This is a genomic window from Polynucleobacter difficilis (assembly GCF_003065365.1).
Lineage (GTDB): Bacteria > Pseudomonadota > Gammaproteobacteria > Burkholderiales > Burkholderiaceae > Polynucleobacter > Polynucleobacter difficilis.
In genome coordinates this window covers 1,072,682-1,096,407 of record NZ_CP023276.1, presented here as the reverse complement: position 1 = coordinate 1,096,407, position 23,726 = coordinate 1,072,682, and the positions used below count along the sequence as shown (strand labels likewise).

Genomic DNA, 23,726 nt, shown 5'->3' with positions numbered 1-23,726 from the left:
TAGCCATTCAAGCGGTTCGCTTTCGATACATTGCATACATCGAATGGATGTTGTGTGCACCATCAGGGCATGCCAACGATTACAGAATTTGTTTCACTTATTGAGGAGATTTGCATGACAAAAACCGTCGCAGACGTAATGAAGTTGGTTAAAGAAAAAGAGTGCACCTTTGTAGATTTTCGCTTTGTAGATACCAAAGGCAAAGAGCAGCACACAACCGTGCCTATCTCGCATTTCGATGAAGATAAGTTCGAAAGCGGCCATGCATTTGACGGTTCCTCGATCGCCGGTTGGAAGGGCATTGAAGCCTCCGATATGTTGTTGATGCCAGATCCGACCGCAGCCTACATTGATCCCTTCTATGAAGAGCCAACTTTAGTAATTACTTGCGACGTGATCGAGCCATCGGATGGCAAGGGTTACGATCGTGATCCACGCTCGATTGCTAAGCGTGCAGAAGCGTATTTAAAGGGCACTGGACTCGGCGATACCGCCTACTTTGGTCCAGAGCCTGAGTTCTTCATTTTTGATGGCGTCCGCTGGGGCGACAACATGAAGGGTTGCTTCGTAAAGATTGATTCGGAAGAGGCTCCTTGGTCATCGTCTGCTGAGATTGAAGGTGGCAATACCGGCCATCGTCCAGGCAAAAAGGGCGGTTACTTTCCAGTGGCTCCGGTTGATACCTTCCAGGATATGCGTTCTGAGATGTGTCTGATCTTGGAGTCCATGGGCATTCCAGTTGAAGTGCATCACCATGAAGTTGCTGGCCAAGGCCAAAACGAATTAGGTACCAAGTTCAGCACACTCACGCAGCGCGCTGATTGGACCATTTGGCAGAAGTATGTAGTGCAGAACGTAGCCCATGCCTATGGCAAGACCGCTACCTTTATGCCTAAGCCAATCGTTGGTGACAATGGTTCCGGTATGCACGTACACCAGTCCGTATGGAAGAACGGTGAGAACTTATTTGCTGGCAACGGCTATGCCGGTCTTTCTGAATTCGCGCTGTACTACATCGGCGGCATCATTAAGCATGCTCGTGCACTGAATGCCATTACCAATCCAGGCACCAACTCGTACAAGCGTTTGGTTCCCGGCTTTGAGGCTCCAGTGAAGCTTGCTTACTCTGCGCGTAACCGTTCGGCTTCGATTCGCATTCCACACGTATCGAATCCAAAAGGTCGCCGCATTGAAACCCGCTTCCCAGATCCATTGGCCAACCCATACCTGTGCTTCTCAGCGCTCTTGATGGCTGGTTTGGACGGCGTGCAAAACAAGATTCATCCAGGCGAAGCTGCTGATAAGAATTTGTATGACTTGCCACCAGAAGAAGATGCAAAGATCCCAACCGTATGCCATAGCCTCGATCAGGCCTTGGAGTGCTTGGATAAGGATCGTGAATTCTTAACCCGTGGTGGTGTGTTTACGAATTCGATGTTGGATGCGTACATTGATTTGAAGATGGAAGAGGTTACTCGTTTCCGTATGACGACCCATCCCATCGAATTTGACATGTACTACTCACTTTAATTGCAGGAGTAATCCTTGAGCGCAGGTGTATTGCGCAATTCGTTCAAAGGGGCAGCTTCGGCTGCCCCTTTTGTTCCGAACTTGCTTGATCAACTACCAAATGCCGTCATTATTTTTGATGGCAAGACGAAGCATTTGTTTTACGCCAACCCTGCTGCTGAGTCTGCGCTCGATCTTTCCCGAAAGTCCATCGTAGGTTATTTGCTTAGCGAACTGTTTGCCGATAATCCAGCCCTGAATAGCATGATTGAAGAGGTTGGAAGCAGTGCTACGGCAGCCCAGCGTCAAGAAATGATCCTGCATGTATTTCCTAACACCATCCACTATGACGCTGTGCCAGCGCATGTAGTGATTGCTTTATTAGAGGATCCAGACCTCATACTGATGGAATGGTTCCCGCTTGATCAGCAGTTGCGCAGTGAGCGCGATGAGCGTGTGACCCAGCAGGTTGAGGCTAACAAGCAATTAATGCGCAACTTAGCGCATGAGATCAAAAACCCCTTGGGTGGCATCCGTGGCGCCGCTCAGTTGCTGGAATTCGAGCTCCCAGAAAAAGGCCTGCGCGAATACACCCAAGTCATCATTAAAGAATCAGACCGTCTGCAGACTCTGGTCGATCGTTTATTAGCACCGCACCGCCGTGCTCATACAACCGAGTTAATTAATGTACATGAATCCTTAGAGCGTGTCCGCAGCTTGGTATTGGCTGAGTTTCCGAGTGGATTGCGCATTATTCGCAACTATGACACGAGCTTGCCAGACATTATTGGCGACAAAGAGCAATTGATTCAGGCGATCCTTAATATCGCCCACAACGCTGCCCAAGCCTTATCCGAAGAAATACGCCGCGGCACTGCGGTCATCGAGTTTCGTACCCGCGTAGCCCGTTCGGTAACGATCGCCAAGCAGCGCTACAAGCTTGCCTTGGATTTGCATGTGATTGATAACGGACCGGGCATTCCGGATGAAATCCGCGATCGCATTTTCTTCCCATTAGTGAGTGGCCGTGAAGGTGGCAGTGGTCTGGGCCTTACCTTGGCACAAACATTTGTACAGCAGCATCAGGGATTTATTGCCTGTGAAAGTCAGCCGGGTAAGACGGATTTTCATATTCAGATACCGTATCGCAAGCAGGAGTTATCAGCATGAGCAAATCAGTGTGGATTGTGGACGACGATCAATCGATTCGTTGGGTTCTAGAAAAGGCATTGACTCGGGAAGGTCTATCGCACCGTAGCTTTACCAATCCAAACGATGTACTCAACGCGCTTGAGAATGAATCACCGCAGATTTTGATTTCCGACATTCGTATGCCAAGAGGTAATGGCCTCGATCTACTGCAACACGTCAAAGCCACGCATCCCAATTTACCTGTGATTGTGATGACCGCGTATTCTGATTTGGACTCGGCAGTGTCGTCATTTCAGGGTGGGGCGTTTGAGTACCTAACAAAGCCATTTGATCTCGAAAAAGCGATTGAGTTAATTCGCAGGGCAATCGGGGAGAGTGAGCGGTCTCAGCCTGCAGCAAAAGAGCCGCGCTATTGGCAGCAAGAAACACCCGAGATTATTGGACAAGCCCCTGCAATGCAGGAGGTCTTTAGATCGATTGGCCGTTTGGCGCAGTCCCATGCAACGGTTCTGATTACGGGTGAGTCTGGCACCGGAAAGGAGCTTGTTGCCAGAGCGCTGCATAAACATAGCCCTCGGGCAAAAAGCCCCTTTGTTGCCTTTAACATCACAGCCATTCCAAAAGACCTGCTGGAGGCCGAGCTATTTGGCCATGAGCGTGGCGCATTCCAAGGAGCACAAACCATGCGTCGGGGGCGTTTTGAGCAAGCCGATGGCGGCACTCTGTTTTTGGACGAGATTGGTGACATGCCGTTTGATTTGCAAACCCGCTTACTGCGCGCCTTAACCGATGGCCATTTTTATCGCGTCGGCGGGCATGATCCAATTCGGGCTAATGTACGCATCATTGCCGCGACGTATCAGAATTTAGAGTCGCGCGTAGCGAGTGGGCTATTCCGGGAAGATTTATTGCACCGATTAAACGTGATTCGATTGCGTTTGCCGGCATTGCGCGAACGCACCGAGGATATTCCGGTATTGGCGCGCCACTTCATGCAGCACTGCGCCAAGGCCTTAGGTGTAGAGCCAAAGCGCTTATCCGATGAAGCCATTAAAGTCATTTCAGAAAAGCCATTCCCGGGCAATGTGCGCCAATTGGAGAATCTGTGCCATTGGCTAACGGTTATGTCGCCCGCTGCTGAAATTGGGGTTAGTGATTTACCGGCAGATTTGGATGCACACAGCGGCATGACTGAATCAGTACAAGCTGAAGAGCAGGGCAGCACTGTCATTACAACGCAACGCAGTGCATCTGGCGACTGGGAAAGTGGGCTGGGACGGCTCGCCGTTAAAATGCTTCAGGATGGTCATAAAGATGTATTTGATGCACTGACCTCGCGCTTTGAAAAAGCGGTATTGCAAGCGGCATTGGAGGTGACTCGCGGGAGGCGCGTAGAAGCGGCCCAGCGTTTAGGAATTGGCCGCAATACCATTACTCGTAAATTACATGAATTGGGTATCGATGACTGATGTAACGCGGATTGCTGCTTGGAATGTGAATTCGATTAAGGTAAGGCTACCGCAGGTATTGCGCTGGCTAGAGTCCCAAGAAAAAGCCCAAACGCCAATCGATGCACTATGCTTACAAGAGCTCAAACTAACGGACGATAAGTATCCACATGCGGAGTTTGAGGCAGCTGGCTACATTAGTCTTGCTGCAGGTCAAAAGACCTATAACGGCGTAGCCATCCTAGTACGCCGCGCCGCCTTAGCATCGATTGCTGCGGATAGTGAGACCGCCTTTTTAAAGACGGTACGCAATATTCCAGGCTTTGAGGATGAGCAGCAACGCACTCTGGCTGCCACGGTCTGTTTCAAGGGCAAGCAACCCATCCGTTTGATCTCTGCTTATTTTCCCAATGGCCAATCACCCGATAGCGACAAGTTTCAATACAAGTTGGCCTGGCTAAAGGCATTGCAAACCTGGCTAGCGAATGAACTCAGTAGCCACCCGCGCTTAGCTTTGTTGGGCGATTTTAATATTGCCCCCGAAGATCGCGATGTGCATGAGCCGGCAAAATGGGTTGGGCAAAATCTGGTATCACCAGAAGAGCGCGGTGCATTTGCGCAATTAATTGACTTGGGACTGCATGATTCATTTCGGTTGTTTGATCAGGCACCGAAAGCATTTAGCTGGTGGGACTACCGCATGATGGGTTTTCGGCGCAATGCGGGCATGCGCATCGACCACGTCCTCTTAAGTGAAGCGCTCAAGGAGAGCTGCGTTGCTAGCCGGATCGATAAAGAGCCTCGCACCTGGGAGCAGCCCTCTGATCACGCTCCCGTGATTGCCGACTTACGTCTCTAGCAAAACTGCAAACCTAGAGCCCCACTCTAGTTGCTTGCCACTTCCTCAAGTAAGCCGCCATGGCGCAGCAGTGCTTCAATTGACGGGTCCCGTCCGCGGAAGGCTTTAAACGATTCTGCTGCTGAACGACTTCCGCCAACTTCCAGGATTTCAGTGCGGTAACGCAAGCCCATAGCCTTATCGATCACACTGCCACTCAATTTACCCGCTTCTTCAAATGCGGCGTACACATCGGCAGAGAGCACTTCAGCCCATTTATAGCTGTAATAACCTGCTGCGTAGCCACCCGCAAAAATATGGCTGAAGGTATTGGGCCAGCGCGATAAGGGGGATTGGGGAATGGCATTAAATTGATCGCCAATTGCTTTGGCAATATCTAAAACAGCCTGACCCTCGGCATGTGCTGAATCAAATGACGAATGCAAACGCCAGTCGGTTAAGGAGAACACCACTTGGCGCAAAGTCGCGAGGCCATTTTGGAAATTCTTGGCGGCTAGCATCTTCTCAAAGAGCTCGCGCGGCAGTGGCTTACCCGTATCGACATGGGCTGTCATTTTTTCGAGTACTTCCCATTCCCAGCAGAAATTCTCCATAAACTGGCTTGGTAGTTCTACGGCATCCCATTCCACGCCATTGATCCCAGAAACGCCAAGAGCGCCCACTTGGGTTAACAGGTGATGCAGGCCATGACCACTTTCGTGGAAAAGGGTAATTACATCATCGTGGGTAATGGTAGGTTGTTTTAGCTTGCCATCGACCTTCACCGGCGCTGCAAAATTACAGACTAAGTAGGCAACCGGTACCTGCACCTCGCCATTAGGCAATAAGCGTCTACCGCGGGCATCATCCATCCATGCGCCTCCGCGTTTACCTGGTCGTGCATAGGGATCAAGGTAAAAATAGGCGACCACTTCACCATCCGGGTTGCTGACCGAGAATGACTGAACCGTGTCGTGCCAAATGGGCAAGTCAGCAGGCTTGATGTGAACGGAGAATAGATTCTGAATTAAGCCAAAGAGGCCATCGAGTACTTTGGGCAGCGGAAAGTATTGCTTGAGTTCATTTTCTGAAAAGGCATAGCGTGCCTGTTTGAGTTTCTCGGATAGAAACGCAATATCCCATGGCTGAATCGGATCGTCTTTCGTGGCGCCTAAATTGAACTCAGTGCGAGCAAACTGCTTCAGGGTCTCCCAATCCGACTTGGCAAAGGGTTTTGCGCGCCGCGCAATATCGACCAAAAAGCGATCGACTTCATCAACGGTGCGCGCCATTTTGGGTGCAATGCTCAGTTCGGCGTAATTGCTATAGCCCAGCATCAATGCTTCTTCATTGCGCAGACGCAATTGATCCAGCATGTTTTGGGTGTTATCCCACTCCGCCTTGCCGGCGCCGTATTGTGGCCCCAGTTCAGATGCCCGGGTGACGTAGGCTTCATACATGCGCTGCCGTAATGCCCGATTTTCTGAATACTGCTGTACCGGGTAATACGACGGGAAGTGCAGGGTAAAAGCCCAGCCGGATTTGCCTTGCTCTTTGGCCGTGTCAGCGGCGGCTGCAATCGCATCTTCAGGCAACCCGATTAATTCAGTGGGATCCGTGATGACATGAGTAAAGCCATTGGTCGCATCGAGCACATGATCGGAGAAGGCCTTGCCGAGCTCAGCCTGCAAATCCTGTATTTGCGCAAAGCGGGGCTTTTGATCCTCGGGTAATTCAGCGCCGCCTAAGCGAAAGTCGCGCAGGGAGTTTTCAATCACCTTTTGCTGGTCAGCTGAGAGCATGGCAAAGCTCGTACTTTGGCGCAGGACTTTAAAGCGCTCATACAAAGCCAGGTTCTGACCCAGGCTCGACATAAAAGCCGTTACTTTGGGCAGCATGGCGCCATAGGCGGCGCGTAATTCGGGAGTATCCGCTACGCTATTTAAGTGGGACACTGCGCCCCATGCACGGCTAAGCCGCTCGGTCGCATCTTCCAAGGGTTCTACCAAATCATTCCAGGTGGGTGATGTAGTTTGGCTAGTGGCGATGGCGACTGCAGATTCCGCCTCAGCAAGAAGGGCGTCTATAGCCGGAGCAATATGGCTCGGCTGGATTTGCGAATAGGCTACGATTCCTCTGCCAAAGTGAAGCAGGGGATTATCAGAATAGCTTGGGCTTGGATTGGGATGTGTATTCATCCCTCTAGCTTAATGTAATGCGCTTGCTAGCGTGTAATTCAGCAAAGGGACTAGTGTTTGGAGGCCTTTTCCGCTGCCTCTAAGGTATTCATGAGCAGCATGGTGATGGTCATGGGGCCAACGCCGCCCGGTACTGGGGTGATCCAGCCGGCAATGTATTTGGCAGTATCAAAATCCACATCGCCGCACAGCTTGCCATCGGGCAGGCGATTGATGCCCACATCAATTACAACGGAGCCCGACTTCACCATGTCACCGGTAATCATTTTGGGTTTACCAGTCGCAACTACCAAGACATCGGCGTCTTTGGTGTGGTGGGCCAGATCCCGTGTTTTGCTATTGCAAATAGTCACAGTTGCGCCGGCTTGCAATAAGAGCATCGCCATCGGCTTACCCACAATATTCGATGCGCCAACGACTACTGCGCGTGCACCACGCAAAGGGTATTCAATGCTTTCGAGTAACTTCATGCAGCCATAGGGAGTGCAGGGCTTGAATTCTGGCGCGCCAACCATCAGAGCGCCGGCATTAGCAACGTGAAAGCCATCCACATCTTTCTGTGGCGCAATGGCTTCGAGTACGCGCTCCGATGCAATGTGGGCAGGCAAGGGCAGTTGTACCAAAATGCCATGAATCGCTGGGTCGGCATTGAGAGTAGCAATGCGAGCTAATAGTGCTTCTTCATTCATCTCTGCTTCGTAGCGCTCGAGCACCGAATGAAAGCCAACCTCTTCGCAGGCCTTTACTTTGTTGCGAACATAAACCGCACTGGCTGGGTTATCTCCAACCACAATCACCGCTAAGCCAGGACGCGCACCCTTGGCAGTAACGATAGCGGCACGCGCTGTAATTTCAGTACGGATTTTTTTAGAGAGGGCAACGCCGTCGAGTAATTGGGCTGGCATAAGTAAAGAAAAAAGAACGTTAAAAAAATGAAGCCCAAATAATGGGCCTCCTAGAAATCAATTTGCTTGCGAATTAGGTTGGCTGTGGATCCGATAGGGCCAAACGCAGGAGGTCGGCAACGGTATTGACGTTGAGCTTTTCCATAATATTGGCGCGATGGGCCTCAACCGTTTTAATTGAGATACCCAAATCATCGGCGATTTGTTTATTCAGACGGCCGGCAACAATGCGCTCCAGCACTTGGCGTTCGCGACCCGTCAGTTTGCCAAGCAACCCTTGAGTGGTTTTACGTTGGCTTGCCTGACTGTAATCGGTGCGTGCTTTGGCCAGCATCTTCTCTACCAGGGCGCACAGTTCATTTTCTTTAAAGGGCTTTTCAATAAAATCAACCGCCCCTTTTTTCATGGTGGTGACGGCCATCGATACATCGCCATGACCGGTAATGAATGAGATGGGCATGGGGAGGTTTTCACTAATGAGGCGCTCTTGCAGCTCGAGGCCCGACATGCCCGGCATGCGTACATCCAAAATCACACACGAGATGGTCGATTTATCCGTGCTTTGCAAGGATTGTAAAAAACGTTCGGCGCTGGCATGGCAGCGAACTAAATAGCCGTTGCTCTCCAGTAACCAGGTTAACGAATCCCGTACCGCCTCATCGTCATCAACAACGTAAACCACTTCAGTTGGATTGGGGTTGGATGTATTCATTAGGTTCATCAGTCAGTTCCGCTTGGTATTTCGAAACACGCATCAGGCCAAAGCAGTTGCTTCGGTTTCCGCTGTTTCGAGAGGTAATAGTATTGTAAAGGTGCAGCCTACTGCCTTGCCGCTATCGGGATCGTGCTGGTTTTTGGCCCACAGGCGACCGTGGTGGGATTCGATAATGGAGCGGCAAATATTGAGTCCCATGCCCATTCCATCGGATTTTGTGCTGAAAAAGGGCTCAAACATGCGTTCAATCACCCCATCCGCCACTCCCGGGCCGCTATCGACGACTTGGATGCGCAGCATGGCTGGAAATGTGCTGGTCTCTAAATCAGCGCTAATTTTGATGGGCGGTACTGCCCAGCGCGAGGATAGTGGCGCATCTTCGCGCACGCTATCCAGGGAGTTTTTCAGCAGATTGACCAAAACCTGCTGGATTAAAACAGGGTCCAGGCTGACTTTAGGCAGATTGGGCGCTAGCTCCACTGCAATGGCAAGCCGATGGCGGTGGGCCTCAATCTCGACCAAGCCGACGGCATCCGCCACAATCTCGCCGATATCAGAATCCTTGCGTTGTGGCTCACTGCGTTTCACAAAGCCCCGTATCCGCTGAATAATTGTTCCAGCGCGGTGCGCTTGTTGCGATGCTTTCTCAAGCGCAGGGAGCAAATCATTTGAGAGAGTTTGATCCGCTTGACCTGATAAGCGCTTTGCTACACCCATGCAATAGTTTGAAATCGCAGCCAGGGGCTGATTGAGTTCATGCGCCAGCGAGGAGGCCATCTCGCCCATGGTGGTTAAACGACTCGTAAATTGCATGCGCTCTTCTTGTTGGCGCGCCAAGTCCTCAGTATTTTTACGTAAGGTAATGTCGGTCGCAATTAAGAGCTGCGCCAAATGACCGTCAACCCAAGGAATAAATCGGCGGCGTACTTCGTACCACTTTGCCTCATCACCGATGAGTTGAATCTCTTGCGACTCGATTTGCCGAATTTGATTGAGTTCAGAGTCGGGTAAGCCCGCTAGCGGATCGATGTTGTCGTCTTCAAGACCTTGCAGCAGTGCAGGATCCATTTCATGATTGGCTAAATCGATATGACCTTGTGAGGTATTTCCAAATCGCTCCCGATAAAATCGATTAGCAAAGAGTAGCTCGCCGGTTTCGATGGAGATCACCGAAACCGCAGCATCCAATCCTTCGAGTACTGTAATGAAGCGATCTTGCGAGGCAGCCAATTCTTCACGAATGCGTTTTGGTTCTGAAATATCCACCAGCGAAGTAACCCAGCCCGTTTGCTCACCTTTTTCATTGATGAGTGGCGCGATATAGGTACGCGTTGCTATGCGTGTGCCATCGCGCCGCTGGATTACTCCCTCAATGCCGCCTTTCATTTCATGGCTGCTATTTGGGCTGAGCGCTAAATCCATTTTTTTAAGCAGGTATTCCTGTTGATCTGCCGGCCAGAACGGGAAGGGCGGCTGCAGGCCCATTAGCTCTTCAGGGCTCCAATCGGTCATCTCACAAAATGCCCGGTTCACGTAGGTGATGCGCTTTTGCATGTCGTGCGCCCTAATGCCAACCGGCGTGGAGTTCTCCATCGCATTACGAAAGTTGGTCTCGGTACGTAAGCTGGCTTCAGCCAATTGACGGACTTGCATTTGCTTGATGACGGACCATAAGCTCAAAATAACGAATGCGCTCAGTCCAATGACCACGCCGAGCAGCATCTTAAATGTCAGGTTGCTGGGCGTTGGGTAGGTATCGACGCGCAGAATTGCGTTGGGACTTAAGATGCCCAGATCCAAGCTAGTTTGATTGGTCAAAGACCGCGGCGGCATATTGCGATCCGATGAGATGGCGAGTACTTTACCGGCATCGGTAGTCATACTAAAGCGGTACAGGCCTTTTAATTCCGGCGGAATCACGTACTCCATAATGCCTTGCGCCGAGTAAAGCACTGCCATCACACCGCTGATTTCACCGTCGGGTCCAATGGGGATGGTTTGCCAAAAGATGGTTCGCCGCTCTTTTGCCATCGGCTCATCATTGGGTATATCAATTTGAATGAAGTTACTAAAGGCCGGACGATTGGTGCTGAGCGTCAACTCAATGGTTTTATTGAGTTGTGCGTTTAATTCTTTGGAATATGGCGCCTGATCAAACCAGGAATTGGTTCGGGATGGCGGCGGCATCATCCATTGCCGCTGATTGTCCTGATTGAGCCAAATGAGTTGGCTAATCTCGTGGTTATTTAGTAAAAATGATTCGGCTTCTTTTAATGCATTTGTTTTGATCTTGTCATCGCTATTTACTCTGCCCAAATCGCGACTGAGCGACATGAGTACTTCCGTATTGTTTGCAAAACGCAATTGAATACGTTGCTTTACTAAAGAGAGCTCCCGAAATAAGGCGTTCTCTTGTTGGTTGCGTTCCTGCATTTGCAGGGTACCCAGAATGATGGTCATCATCACCGTAAAGATGACGATCGCTACGAGGGGTGTGTAGACCAAGCGAAATCCCCTGATTCGGCGAAACCAGGAGCTGTTGTTCATTCCAGCAGCGAAGTCAAAGGGTAGCTTCATAACAAGGGCATTATTCCAATCCCCTAGTGTATCTGCCTATTTCATATAGGTTAATTTCATATGGTGCGACTTGCACTGCAATATATTTCCATATTATGAGAAATACTATCATTATGTGAAAAATTTCTTGTCAAGCACTTTAGTGCTTTTTAGAATATTCCCTGTAGAGTAAATACCACCCCACATCGAGCTAATGGAGACACGCAATGGCTGCAGTTCCGCAATCGGTTTTAGGTAAGGCGCAAACGGACAATCTGGATATTGATCCAGCAGAAACCCAAGAGTGGCTACAGGCGCTCGATGGCGTGATCCATGCTGTGGGTCCTGATAGGGCTGCTTATTTAATCGATCAGCAAATATCCCATGCCAGAGTCAATGGGGTCAATCAGGCCTTTCATGCTGAAACACCTTATATCAATACCATTCCGGTGGAATTGCAAGCCCGCATTCCGGGCGATCAAAATATCGAGCACCGGATTCGTTCCTACACCCGCTGGAATGCGATGGCGATGGTGTTGCGTGCCAATAAAGATACCAATGTGGGCGGTCATATTTCGTCCTTCCAATCTGCCGCTACCTTGTACGACGTTGGCTTTAACCATTTTTGGCATGCACCCAGTGCGGAGCATGGCGGCGACCTGATTTTTGTTCAAGGCCATTCGGCTCCTGGAATTTATTCCCGCGCCTACATGCTGGGCCGTTTAGAGCAAAGCCAATTGGATTTATTCCGCCAAGAAGTGGGCGGTAACGGTATTTCCAGTTACCCGCATCCATGGCTCATGCCGGACTTTTGGCAATTCCCGACGGTATCGATGGGTCTGGGCCCAATCATGGCCATTTACCAAGCCCGTTTCATGCGCTATATGGAAGACCGTGGCTTTATCAATGCCGGCAATCGCAAGGTGTGGGCCTTCTTGGGCGATGGTGAAACCGATGAGCCAGAATCGCTCGGCGCTATTGGCATGGCTGGCCGTGAACGTTTGGACAATTTAATTTTTGTTGTGAACTGTAACTTGCAGCGTTTGGATGGTCCAGTGCGCGGCAACGGAAAAATTATTCAGGAGCTTGAGGCAGAGTTTCGTGGGGCTGGCTGGAATGTTATTAAGGTAGTGTGGGGCGGCCATTGGGACGCTTTATTCGCGCGCGACAAAAAAGGCATTCTGATGCAGCGTCTCGGCGAAATTGTCGACGGTCAGTATCAGACCATGAAAGCAAAAAATGGCGCATACGTGCGCGAGACTGTATTTAATTCGCCTGAACTGAAGGCCTTGGTCTCAGACTGGAGCGACGAAGACATTTGGGCTCTCAATCGCGGTGGTCACGATCCCCATAAGGTCTATGCCGCCTTTCACTCGGCAGTGAATCATCAAAACCAGCCCACCGTTATTTTGGCGCACACCATTAAAGGCTATGGCATGGGCGGCTCAGGTGAGGCGATGAACATTGCGCACCAAGCCAAAAAAATGAGTCCTGATGATGTACGTCGTTTCCGTGATCGTTTTGAGATCCCCGTCAAAGACGAAGAACTTGACGACATTCCCTTTGTGAAATTCCCCGATGGCAGTCCTGAGCTCGAGTACATGCGTGCACGCCGTCAGGAGCTGGGTGGGTATTTGCCACAGCGCCGCATGAAAGCCGAGAGTTTGCCAGTGCCTGGCCTTGATGCATTTAGCGCATTACTCGAAGCGACCAGTGAGGGCCGTGAGATTTCAACCACCATGGCTTTTGTGCGCATGCTCAACATTGTGATTCGTGACAAGACCTTGGGTAAACGTGTAGTGCCGATTGTTCCAGACGAGTCACGTACCTTTGGTATGGAGGGCATGTTCCGCCAGCTCGGCATTTGGAATCAACTGGGTCAGCTTTATACGCCAGAAGACCAAGACCAGCTGATGTTCTATCGCGAAGATAAGCAAGGTCAAATTCTGCAAGAGGGCATTAACGAAGCAGGCGGTATGTGCGATTGGATTGCGGCTGCTACTGCATATTCCACCCATGGCGTACCGATGTTGCCCTTCTACATTTTCTATTCCATGTTTGGTTTCCAGCGCATTGGCGACTTAGCCTGGGCTGCAGGCGATATGCGCAGCCGCGGTTTCTTGCTGGGCGGCACTGCTGGAAGAACCACCCTCAATGGTGAAGGCTTGCAACACGAAGATGGCCATAGCCATGTATGGAGCGCTTCGGTACCAAACTGCGTGAGCTACGACCCCACTTTTGCATTTGAATTGGCGGTGGTAATTCAAGACGGGATGCGCCGCATGCTCGATGCACAGGATGATGTGTATTACTACATTACTCTCATGAATGAAAACTATGCCCACCCTGCAATGCCAGTAGGCGCTGAAAAAGACATCATTAAGGGCATGTACAAGTTGCGCTCAGTAGGCGATGCTAATAGTAAATTGCGCGTTCAACTGCTTGGCTCCGGCACCATTTTCCGCGAGGTGATTGCTGCTGCTGAAGTCTTGCATACCGACTGGGGAATTGCCTCTGACTTGTGGGGCTGCCCAAGCTTTACTGAATTAGGCCGTGATTGGAATACCGTGCACCGGAGTAATTTGCTTAATCCAGCATCTGCGCCACAACTCTCACATGTAGAACAATGCTTAAAAGACACTACCGGTCCCATCATCGCGGCAACCGATTACGTGCGTACCTTTGCCGATCAAATTCGTCCGGCAATTCAACACATGGGCCGTCGCTATGAAGTCCTGGGTACCGATGGCTTCGGACGTTCCGATACGCGGGAAAATCTCCGCGATTTCTTTGAGGTCGATTACCGCTGGGTTGTATTGACATCGCTCAGAGCGCTAGCCGACGCTGGACAAATTGATCGCCAAAAAATTGCTGAGGCAATTCAGAAATACAAGATCAATGTCCAAAAACCAAACCCAATGATTTCTTAAGCCGAATGCGACCGTTCAGACCATGAGTAAATTAATCGAAATTCACGTCCCCGATATCGGCGACTACAGCGATGTTCCTGTGATTGAAGTATTGGTCAAGGTGGGTGATGTCATTGAAAAAGAGCAGTCGGTCGTCACATTGGAGTCCGATAAGGCCACGATGGATGTGCCTTCATCGCATGCAGGCCTTGTGAAAGAAATTAAAGTCAAGGTAGGCGATTTGATTTCAGAAGGCGCGCTGGTTTTAGTAGTGGAGTCTAGCGATGCTGCTGCGAGTCCCGCTCCAGCAGCCAGCGTTTCAGCCCCGCAAGCAGCACCTGCGATTGCGCCCGTTTCAGTATCTACACCAACACCCGCGCCGATGCCAGTAGCTGCAGCGGTAGCAGCGCCTGCGGCACCGGTAGCTCAAGCCATTCCTGCAGCTGGAGCCGATGTGAGTCATGCTAGTCCAACGGTGCGCAAATACGCTCGTGAATTGGGTGTCAATATTGCTCTTGTTAAAGGATCGGGTCCAAAAGGGCGCATTACGCAGGAAGACGTTCAGGCTTTTGTAAAAGGCGTGATGAGTGGTGATACTTCAACTGCAAGCACGAAGACTGCTGGCAATATGGGTGGCCTTGATTTATTGCCATGGCCTACCGTTGACTTTACGAAGTTTGGCGCCATTGAGCGACAACCCTTGTCCCGCATTAAAAAGTTATCGGCAGCCAATTTGGCGCGCAACTGGGTGATGATTCCGGCGGTAACCTATCACGAAGATGCCGACATTACGGATCTTGAAGCATTCCGTGTTTCAACTAATAAAGAGAATGAAAAGCAGGGCAACAAGATCACGATGCTGGCGTTCATGATCAAGGCAGCAGTAGCCGCACTGAAAAAGTATCCTGAATTCAATAGCTCGCTGGACGGTGATGATTTAGTCCTGAAAAAATACTTCCACATTGCCTTTGCTGCAGATACTCCCAATGGCCTCGTTGTTCCGGTTATTCGTAATGCCGATCAAAAGGGCATCAATGAGATTGCGCGCGAGACAGGCGAACTTGCTGCGCTGGCTCGGGAAGGCAAATTAAAGCCAGATCAAATGCAGGGCGCCAGCTTCACCATCTCCTCCCTTGGCGGCATTGGTGGAACCTATTTTGCGCCGATCATCAATGCGCCCGAGGCCGCTATTTTGGGCGTCAGCAAAGCGGCAATGAAACCGGTCTGGGATGGCAAGCAATTTGTGCCCAGGCTGATCTGCCCGCTTTCTTTGACAGCAGATCACCGCGTGATCGATGGCGCTTCGGCAACGCGATTTACGGTCTACATTGCCCAGCTCCTGGCTGATTTCCGCCGTGCGGCACTTTAAAAGGAATCACCATGACTAAGCAATTGATTCTGGTTCCGGACATTGGTGACTATGACGATGTACCTGTGATTGAGGTGCTCGTAAAGGTAGGCGATCGGATTGAAAAAGAGCAGCCACTATTAGTACTGGAGTCGGATAAGGCCACGATGGAAGTACCGGCCGATGCGGCTGGCACGATTACCAGTATTGCAGTGAAGGTGGACGATAAAGTGAAAAAGGGCACCGTCATTGCTGAGATTGAACTCGAGGCTGGTGCTGCGCCAAAGCCAACTACGCCGGTAGCATCGGCTCCAACTCCAGCCCCATCTCCACAAGCTACTGCTGCACCAATGGCAGTGAGCAATGCAGCGAGTGCTTTTCAGGGTAAGGTGGATCACGAATGCGATTTACTGGTGCTGGGTGCAGGCCCCGGCGGCTATAGCGCTGCATTTCGTGCTGCCGATTTAGGTCTGAACGTTGTTTTGGTTGAGCGCTATCCAACTTTAGGCGGCGTTTGCTTAAACGTCGGCTGTATTCCATCCAAAGCACTGCTACATACAGCTGCGGTGATGGATGAAGCGAAAACCATGTCAAAGCACGGTATTAGCTTTGGTGATCCCAAGATCGACATTGACCAATTGCGCGCCTATAAAGATGGCGTGATTGGCAAGCTGACCGGTGGCCTGGCTGGCATGGCAAAAGCACGTAAGGTGAAGGTGGTGCGTGGGCTTGGTCGTTTTGTGGATGCAAACCATGTTGAAGTTAATCTCACTGCGGGACCTAGTCAAGAAGCAAGCGGTCAAAAAGAAGTGATTCGTTTTCAGAAAGCCATTATTGCTGCCGGCAGTCAGCCGGTTAAGTTGCCATTTTTGCCGGACGATCCCCGCATTGTCGATAGCACGGGCGCACTCCTTCTAAAGAGCATTCCAAAGCGCATGCTGGTCATTGGCGGCGGCATCATTGGTTTGGAGATGGCAACGGTCTATAGCAGCTTAGGCAGCAAAATTGATATTGCTGAAATGCTCGATGGGCTGATGGCAGGAGCTGATCGTGATCTTGAGAAGGTCTGGGAAAAGCACAACACTGGCCGCTTTGATAAGGTTATGCTTAAAACGCGCGCTACCAAAGCAGAGGCGAAGTCCGACGGAATTTATGTCACGTTCGAGGGCGATGCTGCACCCGCAGACCCCCAAGTGTATGACTTGGTCTTGGTTGCGGTAGGGCGTTCACCGAATGGCAAAAAGATTGATGCGGGTAATGCTGGCGTTGCGGTAGATGATCGCGGCTTTATTGCCGTTGATCAGCAGATGCGCACAAATGTTTCCCACATCTTTGCGATTGGCGACATTGTGGGCCAGCCCATGCTTGCCCATAAGGCAGTGCACGAAGGCCATGTTGCAGCTGAGGCGGCAGCTGGTCAAAAATCCTTTTTTGACGCCAAGCAAATTCCATCGGTTGCCTATACCGATCCCGAGGTGGCTTGGGCTGGGCTGACCGAAGAGCAGTGCAAAGCGCAAGGCATTGCCTATGAGAAAGGCTTCTTTCCATGGGCTGCTAGTGGCCGCGCAATTGCCAATGGCCGCGATGAGGGATTTACCAAGCTCTTGTTTGATGCCAAAACCCACCGCATTATTGGTGGCGGTATTGTGGGCACCCATGCAGGCGATTTAATTGGTGAGGTCTGTCTTGCGATTGAGATGGGAGCCGATGCCATTGATATGGGCAAAACCATTCATCCGCATCCAACCCTGGGCGAGTCGGTTGGCTTAGCCGCCGAAGCGGCGCACGGTCACTGCACAGACTTGCCGCCGGTTCGAAAGAAGTAATGCCCCGAAAGAAAAATCCCCTGCCAGACTCTGACAGGGGATTTTGTTTAGGGCTTGTATTTCGAATTAACGCTTAGAGGATTTGGTGACTTTGTCAGTCGCCTTTAATACCGACTCTGTTGCATTTTCGAGGTTAGCCTGGGCAACATCCAGCGCCTGTTTCATGGCTTTTTGGCTGTTCTCGTAAATGGTATTGGCCGAGGCAATCGCTTGCTTCATTGCGGCTACGGCTGCTTCTGACCCTGCCGGAGCATTTTTGCTCCAGTCTTCGACCATGGCGTTCATTTTCTTCTGGCTGGCTTGCATTTCTTTTTCGCTTACCTTAGTAAAGCCGGCTTGGGTATCGTTTGCTAATTCGTACAAATGGCGGCTGTAGGCCATCATCTTTTCAGCCATCGGCTGGACGGCCTGGGCCTGGTGGGCTAAAAGTTGTTGGACGTCTTTGATTTCCAGTGCCTTTTTGGCAGTAGTCATGCTGTCGCTCAAGCTGGCTTTGGCAATGTGCATATTCAGTTCAACCAGCTTTTCAATGCTGACTAAGGCCTGGTTTGTAATGCCGGTGAGGGTTTCTAGGTTGGCTTTTTGTGCTGCAGCCAGTTGTTCTGGTGTGAGGTTCATTTTGTGTCTCCGATTGAGTGATAGGGCGCTGTACGGCTAATAACTATTTAATAAATTATAGTTCTTTTTATGCTGCAATGCACAAAGCCTTTAATATTCATACTAAATATAAATAAATACTATAAAAAACAATAGCTTATCAATAAATATTTAAGTAAAAGCTTATTCCGCTTTGGGCGGCTTTCTTGAGGCTAAAATCAAATGACAGAATAAAAAAAGCAGATAAAAGGATTTATGGCGTTCAAGCTTGAGGGTGCGATTGCCCCTGTTTTTGTACTTTTATGGAGCACGGGCTTCATCATCGCCAAACTGGCAATGCCTTATGTAGAGCCGGCTACTTTTTTATTTTGGCGCTACCTGGGGATCTTACTGGCCATGGGCGCCCTTAGTTTGGTTTGGCGTCCGGCCTCTTGGCCCAATCAATCGCAACTCGGGCATTTACTAATCGCCGGAGTACTGCTGCAATTTGGTTATTTAATGGGTGTATGGTCTGCTGTTCGTTTGGGCATGACCGCCGGACTCGTGGCCCTGATTGTTGGTTTGCAGCCGATCATCACGGCTTGGTTTGCGGCTTGGGTGTCCGAGCATGTATCGCCACGCCAGTGGATTGGTTTGCTGCTGGGGATCGCGGGAGTTGGCCTTGTCGTTGCGGAGAAGATGAACTTTGTGCCCATACCGGTCGCCAGTTATCTTCTCGCTGTTGCGGCATTGCTATCGATTACGTTTGGAACGCTCTACCAAAAGAAGTATTGCCCTGTATTTGACTTGCGATCGGGCTCTTTAATCCAGTTCAGCATTGCCTTACTCTTATCGTTTATTTGCATGATGCTTTTTGAAGAAGGAACCATGGTTTGGAATGCGCCCGTCATTACGGCCATGCTTTGGGCCATATTCCCGATCTCGATTGGTTCCGTTAGTTTGCTCTTCATCATGATTCGCAAGGGAGCGGCAACCAAGGTTACGAGTCTGTTGTACCTAACGCCACCCACCACTGCAATTATGGCGTGGTTGTTATTCGATGAGCCCTTGACCTTGATGATGGCGGCGGGGATTGTTTTAACGATGGGGGCAGTCGTGCTGGTGAATCAAAAGGCACGTCAATAAATCACCCTGAACCCGTCAAAGTTTATTATCATTACGGCTATTGTTTGGTTAAAAGGTAGTGCTGTATGCGATTACGAAGCCGGCTCGGAATAGCCTTATGGATGACCCTGTTTGCGGTCTCTTATATCCCCGACGCTGCAATTGCCCAAACCAGCCCGAGCAATCAAAAGCAAGCACCCTCTAAAGACAAGCCGAAACAAAACCAGTCGGCCAATAAAGCATCTGCTGCGAAACCAGGCAGCACAAATAAAACAAGCAAAACAACAAAACCCGCAAAGGCTGGGAACGCGGGTAACACCAAAAAAACCAAAGATGTACGGGTAAGCGTTACTCGGCCGGCAAACAATGCAAGTACTGGCGCAAGACCTTCGTTTGCTACGGCAATGGGCTTGCGGGGGCAGCATGATGAACTCAGCCTCAAATCCAGCGTGGCGATGGTCGTTAATCAAGATACCAATGATGTGTTATTTGAAAAAAATACGGGCGTTAGCCTACCGATTGCGTCCATTACCAAGTTGATGGCCGCAATGGTGGTACTCGATGCTGACTTGCCTTTGGATGAGTCAATACAGATTAATGCGGAGGATGCGCGCAGCTACGGAAAATCGCGGCTCGCTACCGGCACCTCACTTACCCGCCGTGAGGCGATGGTCTTGTCGCTAATGTCCTCTGAAAATCGTGCAGCCTATACTTTGGGCAGAAACTACCCCGGTGGCGTGCCTGCGTTTGTTACTGCCATGAATCAAAAAGCACGTGATCTTGGTATGTCAAACTCCCGCTTTGCTGATCCTAGCGGCTTATCCAGCGAGAACGTAGCCAGCGCAGATGACTTGGTAAAAATGGTGAGCGCCTCCTATCAGTACAAGGCGATTCGAGAGTATTCCACTTGGCCAGACATCACCATGGTGATTAACAAACGCCCACAAACTTTTTTAAATACCAATCGTCTGGTTCGCTCCGGCGATATGGACATTGGATTGCAGAAAACCGGTTTTATTAGTGCTGCTGGTAAATGCCTGGTGATGCAGGCCAATATCAATGGCTCACCCTTGCTGCTTGTCTTTTTAGATTCGGTGGGCACCCAATCCCGTTTTGCGGATGCGGTGCGCGTCAAAGACTGGTATCAGCAGATGGATCCCAGCGAGATCCGCCCACTGCGTCGCTTGATGTAATGCCTTCTGAGGTAGGCAGCATTTATTGCTCCCAAAGACTTATGTTGCGGTAAATCCCATCCCTTTTGAAATTTGCATGGCCGTATCTTGGAGTGCCTTTAACCAGTCGGCCTGAATGCGATCCGTAGGGGCGCTGAGCGATAAGCCTGCCACCAATTTGCCCGTGTCATCTAGAATGCCTGCCGCTAAGCAGCTGACGCCCAACTCTAATTCTTCATCGTCGCTGGCATGTCCCAACTGATTCACTTTAGACAATTCCGTTTCGAGCTTGCGTAAGTCGGTAATGCTATTGCGGGTGTGCCCTGCTAAACCGGTCCGGGTTGCGTAGGCGCGGACTTTAGTCGAATCATCGCTTGCCAAAAAGAGTTTGCCAACGGAGGTGAGATGCAGTGGGGCGCGACCACCAATTGCACGAACCACTTGCATACCTGAGCGTTCGCTGTAGGCGCGATCGACGTACACAATCTCATCACCTTGCCGGACGGAAAGGTTGATCGTTTCCCCGGTAATTTTATGGAGTGCTCGCATGGGGGCTTGGGCCGCCTCCCGAACCGAGAGCCGTGCCTTAACTAGATTCCCAAGCTCTAAGAGTCGCAGGCCGAGTCGATAGGTGCCGCCATCGCCGCGCTCAACCAGTCTGCAGGCGACCATATCATTTAAGATGCGGTGCGCAGTAGAGGGATGGAGCGCAGTTTGCTCCGCCAAAATTTTGAGGCTGCACGCATCCTCATGCTTGGCAAGGGCATCGAGCAAATTCATCATGCGCTCGACCACCTGGATGGCGGTCTTTCCAACCTCACCAGGGGCTTTAGCCATTTTTGCTACTTTGGGGTTATCCATTCCTTCATTGTAGCCAATCTTAGGTAAATTGCACAATGTGAAAACTATTACAAAAGATAGACCCTCTAGAGGGCTATTTCAGGGCAAGGGCGCATTCCCGAACCAGTTCAGGGCCCTTAAAAATGAGGCCACTATACAGCTGCACCACGCTAGCTCCAGCGGCACGTTTTTCCTGGGCATCGCTCCCGGAAAGGATGCCGCCGACGCCAATAATCGGTATCCGGCTACCGAGGTGCTGCTTGAGCGACTCTATAACGGAATTGGATAGGGTGCGAACCGGTGCGCCAGAAAGTCCGCCAGCTTCGGCGCCATGCTCCAGATGGGCGACTGCGCTTCGCTCAATCGTGGTGTTGGTTGCAATTACGGCGTCAATTTCAAACTCAAGGAGTAGGTCGGCAATCAAACGGATGTCGGTGGGGTCGAGGTCCGGCGCAATCTTAAGAAATAAGGGTTTGCGAACGCCATGCTCATCGCATAGAGCGGTACGTGCCAGCTGAATGCTGCTCAGCAGGGAACGTAGCATGTCTTCACCTTGCAGTGCGCGGAGATTCTTCGTATTGGGTGATGAAATGTTCACCGTAATGTAGGACGAAACGGCGTAAACCTTTTTTAATCCAATCACATAATCATCGGCCGCAGCTTCGATTGGGGTGCTGGCATTCTTGCCTATGTTTAAGCCAATAACTCCGCCGGATTGCCAGTAGCGCGAGGCCTTAACGCGAGCAACGCAGGCGTCTACGCCATCATTATTAAAGCCCATGCGGTTAATAATTGCATCGGCTTGGCTTAAACGGAACATGCGCGGCTTTGGATTGCCCGGTTGTGGCAACGGCGTTACGGTGCCGATTTCTAAAAAGCCAAAACCCAAGGCGGCGAGGGCATCAATGTGTTTCCCGTCTTTATCCAACCCAGCAGCAAGACCAACCCGATTGCCTAATGGCAAACCACAGAATATTTGAGGATCGATAACAGGCTTGGGTACGAAGTGGGAAAGTAAGCCAAGCGCATGCGCGCGGTCCATACTGCCCAAAGCAAGGTTGTGGGCTTGTTCAGGATCGAGGCAAAAGAGCCCCGGACGTAAAAGGGAATAAGCGGACATGAATCGAATTATCGCGTATGCAAGGGCTGCCAGAGGTTATCGATGAGACCTTCGATGGCTTTGAACTTGGATTTATAGGCCATCTTCTGACTTTCTTTGATGTAGTAGCCCAGGTAGAGATAGGGGCGCTTGAGCTGCCTGACTTGCTCTATTTGCCACAGAATGCTGTAAGTCCCATAACTGGCCTTGGATACTGTGGTGTCGTAAAAGGTATAGACCGACGAAATACCGGCTTCGACAATATCAATGATGCTGACCATGCGCAGGCGTCCTGGCTCTGGGTTCTCGGGCCCATCCCGAAATTCAACTAAACGTGAGTTCACGCGGCTTTGCAGTAAAAACTGCGTGTATTGCTCTTGGTCATCGCGGTTCATATCGCCATCGTGATGGCGCTGCTCTTGATAGAGGCGATACAGCGCGTAGTGCTCGTCGGTATAGCTCAAGTGCAGTACATGGGTTTCTAAATTGGCATGTTGCTTGTGGGCGCGCTGTTGGCTACGAGTTGGAACAAAGTGCTCAACCGGTATCCGCGTCGCAATGCATGCTTTGCAGTGATCGCAATAGGGGCGATAGGTAAATAATCCGCTGCGCCGAAATCCTGCATTGACTAGATCGCCGTACATATCACTGTGTACTAAGTGGGATGGCGTGGCCACTTGTGAGCGCGCGGTTTGCTGTGGAAGATAGCTGCAGGTATAGGATGCGGTTGCATAAAACTGCAGCGCAGTAATCGGCAGCTCATTGATTTGGCTCATAGCCAACGCTCCAATGCAGTTTTATCAAAACGCCATGGACTACCGATCGACTTCCGACTAATGGCATCGCGCGCCAGGGATAAAAATTGCGTGCGCGGGATTGGACCTCCCCCCAGTGACCGGAGGTGGGTAGTTTCTTGTTGGCAATCAATCATCGGCACCTCATGATCGTAGCACCAAGCGCAAAGTAAGGCCAAGGCAAGCTTGGAGCTATCCCGTTGGCGGCTAAACATCGATTCACCAAAGACCATGCGGCCTAAACTAACGCAGTACAGGCCGCCCAACAGGCGATCGCCTTGCTTGACGGCAATGCTGTGGGCCAAGCCTTGTTCAAATAGCTGACTGTATGCATCCACAATTTCATGGGTGATCCAGGTGCCGTCTTGGTCTTTGCGTGGGCTTAGGGCGCAGGCCCGCATAATCGCACCAAAATCACCATCGACCTCAATATGGCAGGTGGGATCGTAATAAAACTGCCGCATGGTTTTTTGCAGTGAGTCGCTCACCTTAAAATTTTTCGGCTCGAGTACCATCCGCGGGTCTGGCGACCACCATAAAACCGGTTGATTATCCGAGTACCAGGGAAATAAGCCCATTCGATACGCAGTTTCAAGTTGTCCTCGGTAGATGCGTTCGCTGACGGCAAAGAGTCCCACTACTTCCGGGTCTGGATCAGGCATGACCGCTGGATCGGGAAATGCATCATCAGGCCCCAGCCATGCAATTTGACTCAT

18 protein-coding genes are annotated in these 23,726 nt (G+C 50.8%); 9 read left to right on the top strand and 9 right to left on the bottom strand.

The annotated features are described in order from the left end of the window. Nucleotides 1–114 precede the first annotated feature (114 nt). The 4 genes from glnA to xth are packed head-to-tail and all read left to right on the top strand — an operon-like array spanning nt 115 to nt 4,968. Complete coding sequence (gene glnA / locus AOC34_RS05585) at nt 115–1,530, top strand: type I glutamate--ammonia ligase (protein WP_108469145.1); 1,416 nt, start codon at nt 115–117, stop codon at nt 1,528–1,530. A gap of 30 nt (nt 1,531–1,560) precedes the next feature. Beyond that, the gene (glnL, locus tag AOC34_RS05580) at nt 1,561–2,679 is read left to right on the top strand and encodes a nitrogen regulation protein NR(II) (protein WP_407675574.1); all 1,119 of its coding nucleotides are present in this window, start codon (nt 1,561–1,563) and stop codon (nt 2,677–2,679) included. Next, nucleotides 2,676–4,130, top strand: coding sequence for a nitrogen regulation protein NR(I) (gene ntrC / locus AOC34_RS05575; RefSeq protein WP_108469143.1), 1,455 nt, complete (start codon nt 2,676–2,678; stop codon nt 4,128–4,130). Before glnL ends, ntrC begins: the two co-directional genes overlap by 4 nt. Further along, nucleotides 4,123–4,968 carry an exodeoxyribonuclease III gene (xth, locus tag AOC34_RS05570; protein WP_108470073.1) on the top strand — a complete coding sequence of 282 codons (846 nt, stop codon included), beginning with the start codon at nt 4,123–4,125 and terminating at the stop codon, nt 4,966–4,968. Before ntrC ends, xth begins: the two co-directional genes overlap by 8 nt. Nucleotides 4,969–4,994: 26 nt before the next feature. Here xth and AOC34_RS05565 read toward each other — a convergent pair whose 3' ends face one another. From AOC34_RS05565 to AOC34_RS05550, 4 genes are all read right to left on the bottom strand, one after another. Continuing rightward, nucleotides 4,995–7,145: a M3 family metallopeptidase gene (locus tag AOC34_RS05565; protein WP_108469142.1), complete on the bottom strand. Its 2,151-nt coding sequence runs from the start codon at nt 7,143–7,145 to the stop codon at nt 4,995–4,997. Nucleotides 7,146–7,195: 50 nt separating this feature from the next. Then, complete coding sequence (gene folD, locus AOC34_RS05560; protein ID WP_108469141.1) at nt 7,196–8,050, bottom strand: bifunctional methylenetetrahydrofolate dehydrogenase/methenyltetrahydrofolate cyclohydrolase FolD; 855 nt, start codon at nt 8,048–8,050, stop codon at nt 7,196–7,198. Between the two features lie 73 nt (nt 8,051–8,123). Continuing rightward, the gene (locus AOC34_RS05555; protein WP_108469140.1) at nt 8,124–8,762 is read right to left on the bottom strand and encodes a response regulator transcription factor; all 639 of its coding nucleotides are present in this window, start codon (nt 8,760–8,762) and stop codon (nt 8,124–8,126) included. Nucleotides 8,763–8,804: 42 nt separating this feature from the next. Beyond that, nucleotides 8,805–11,342: a PAS domain S-box protein gene (locus tag AOC34_RS05550; RefSeq protein ID WP_108469139.1), complete on the bottom strand. Its 2,538-nt coding sequence runs from the start codon at nt 11,340–11,342 to the stop codon at nt 8,805–8,807. A 206-nt stretch (nt 11,343–11,548) separates the two neighbouring features. Between AOC34_RS05550 and aceE the strand changes: the two genes are divergently transcribed. Genes aceE through lpdA form a run of 3 tightly spaced genes read left to right on the top strand, consistent with a single transcriptional unit; the run spans nt 11,549 to nt 17,404 of the window. Continuing rightward, nucleotides 11,549–14,251 (top strand): pyruvate dehydrogenase (acetyl-transferring), homodimeric type, encoded by a 2,703-nt coding sequence (aceE, locus tag AOC34_RS05545; protein WP_108469138.1) that lies wholly within the window; start codon nt 11,549–11,551, stop codon nt 14,249–14,251. A 22-nt stretch (nt 14,252–14,273) separates the two neighbouring features. Next, nucleotides 14,274–15,599 carry a dihydrolipoyllysine-residue acetyltransferase gene (gene aceF, locus AOC34_RS05540; RefSeq protein WP_108469137.1) on the top strand — a complete coding sequence of 442 codons (1,326 nt, stop codon included), beginning with the start codon at nt 14,274–14,276 and terminating at the stop codon, nt 15,597–15,599. An 11-nt stretch (nt 15,600–15,610) separates the two neighbouring features. Further along, the gene (lpdA, locus tag AOC34_RS05535; RefSeq protein ID WP_108469136.1) at nt 15,611–17,404 is read left to right on the top strand and encodes a dihydrolipoyl dehydrogenase; all 1,794 of its coding nucleotides are present in this window, start codon (nt 15,611–15,613) and stop codon (nt 17,402–17,404) included. Nucleotides 17,405–17,470: 66 nt separating this feature from the next. Here lpdA and AOC34_RS05530 read toward each other — a convergent pair whose 3' ends face one another. After that, nucleotides 17,471–18,022 carry a phasin family protein gene (locus AOC34_RS05530; protein ID WP_108469135.1) on the bottom strand — a complete coding sequence of 184 codons (552 nt, stop codon included), beginning with the start codon at nt 18,020–18,022 and terminating at the stop codon, nt 17,471–17,473. Nucleotides 18,023–18,256: 234 nt separating this feature from the next. Here AOC34_RS05530 and AOC34_RS05525 point away from each other — a divergent pair, with 234 nt between their 5' ends. Both AOC34_RS05525 and AOC34_RS05520 read left to right on the top strand, forming a co-directional pair. After that, a complete protein-coding gene (locus AOC34_RS05525) occupies nt 18,257–19,126 on the top strand; it encodes a DMT family transporter (RefSeq protein WP_108469134.1) in 870 nt (289 codons plus the stop codon). A 65-nt stretch (nt 19,127–19,191) separates the two neighbouring features. Next, a complete protein-coding gene (locus AOC34_RS05520; RefSeq protein WP_234408048.1) occupies nt 19,192–20,298 on the top strand; it encodes a serine hydrolase in 1,107 nt (368 codons plus the stop codon). Nucleotides 20,299–20,337: 39 nt separating this feature from the next. Here the strand turns inward: AOC34_RS05520 and AOC34_RS05515 are convergent, their stop codons facing one another. The 4 genes from AOC34_RS05515 to aat all read right to left on the bottom strand — a co-directional run bounded on the left by AOC34_RS05515 (nt 20,338) and on the right by aat (nt 23,726). After that, on the bottom strand, nt 20,338–21,114 hold the full coding sequence (locus AOC34_RS05515; protein WP_108470072.1) for an IclR family transcriptional regulator: 777 nt from the start codon (nt 21,112–21,114) through the stop codon (nt 20,338–20,340). 97 nt (nt 21,115–21,211) lie between these two features. Next, nucleotides 21,212–22,237 (bottom strand): quinone-dependent dihydroorotate dehydrogenase, encoded by a 1,026-nt coding sequence (locus tag AOC34_RS05510; RefSeq protein ID WP_108469132.1) that lies wholly within the window; start codon nt 22,235–22,237, stop codon nt 21,212–21,214. An 8-nt stretch (nt 22,238–22,245) separates the two neighbouring features. Next, nucleotides 22,246–22,992 carry an arginyltransferase gene (locus tag AOC34_RS05505; RefSeq protein WP_108469131.1) on the bottom strand — a complete coding sequence of 249 codons (747 nt, stop codon included), beginning with the start codon at nt 22,990–22,992 and terminating at the stop codon, nt 22,246–22,248. Continuing rightward, entirely contained in the window at nt 22,989–23,726 is a 738-nt protein-coding gene (gene aat / locus AOC34_RS05500; RefSeq protein ID WP_108469130.1) for a leucyl/phenylalanyl-tRNA--protein transferase, read from the bottom strand. The genes AOC34_RS05505 and aat overlap by 4 nt, the downstream gene beginning before the upstream one ends.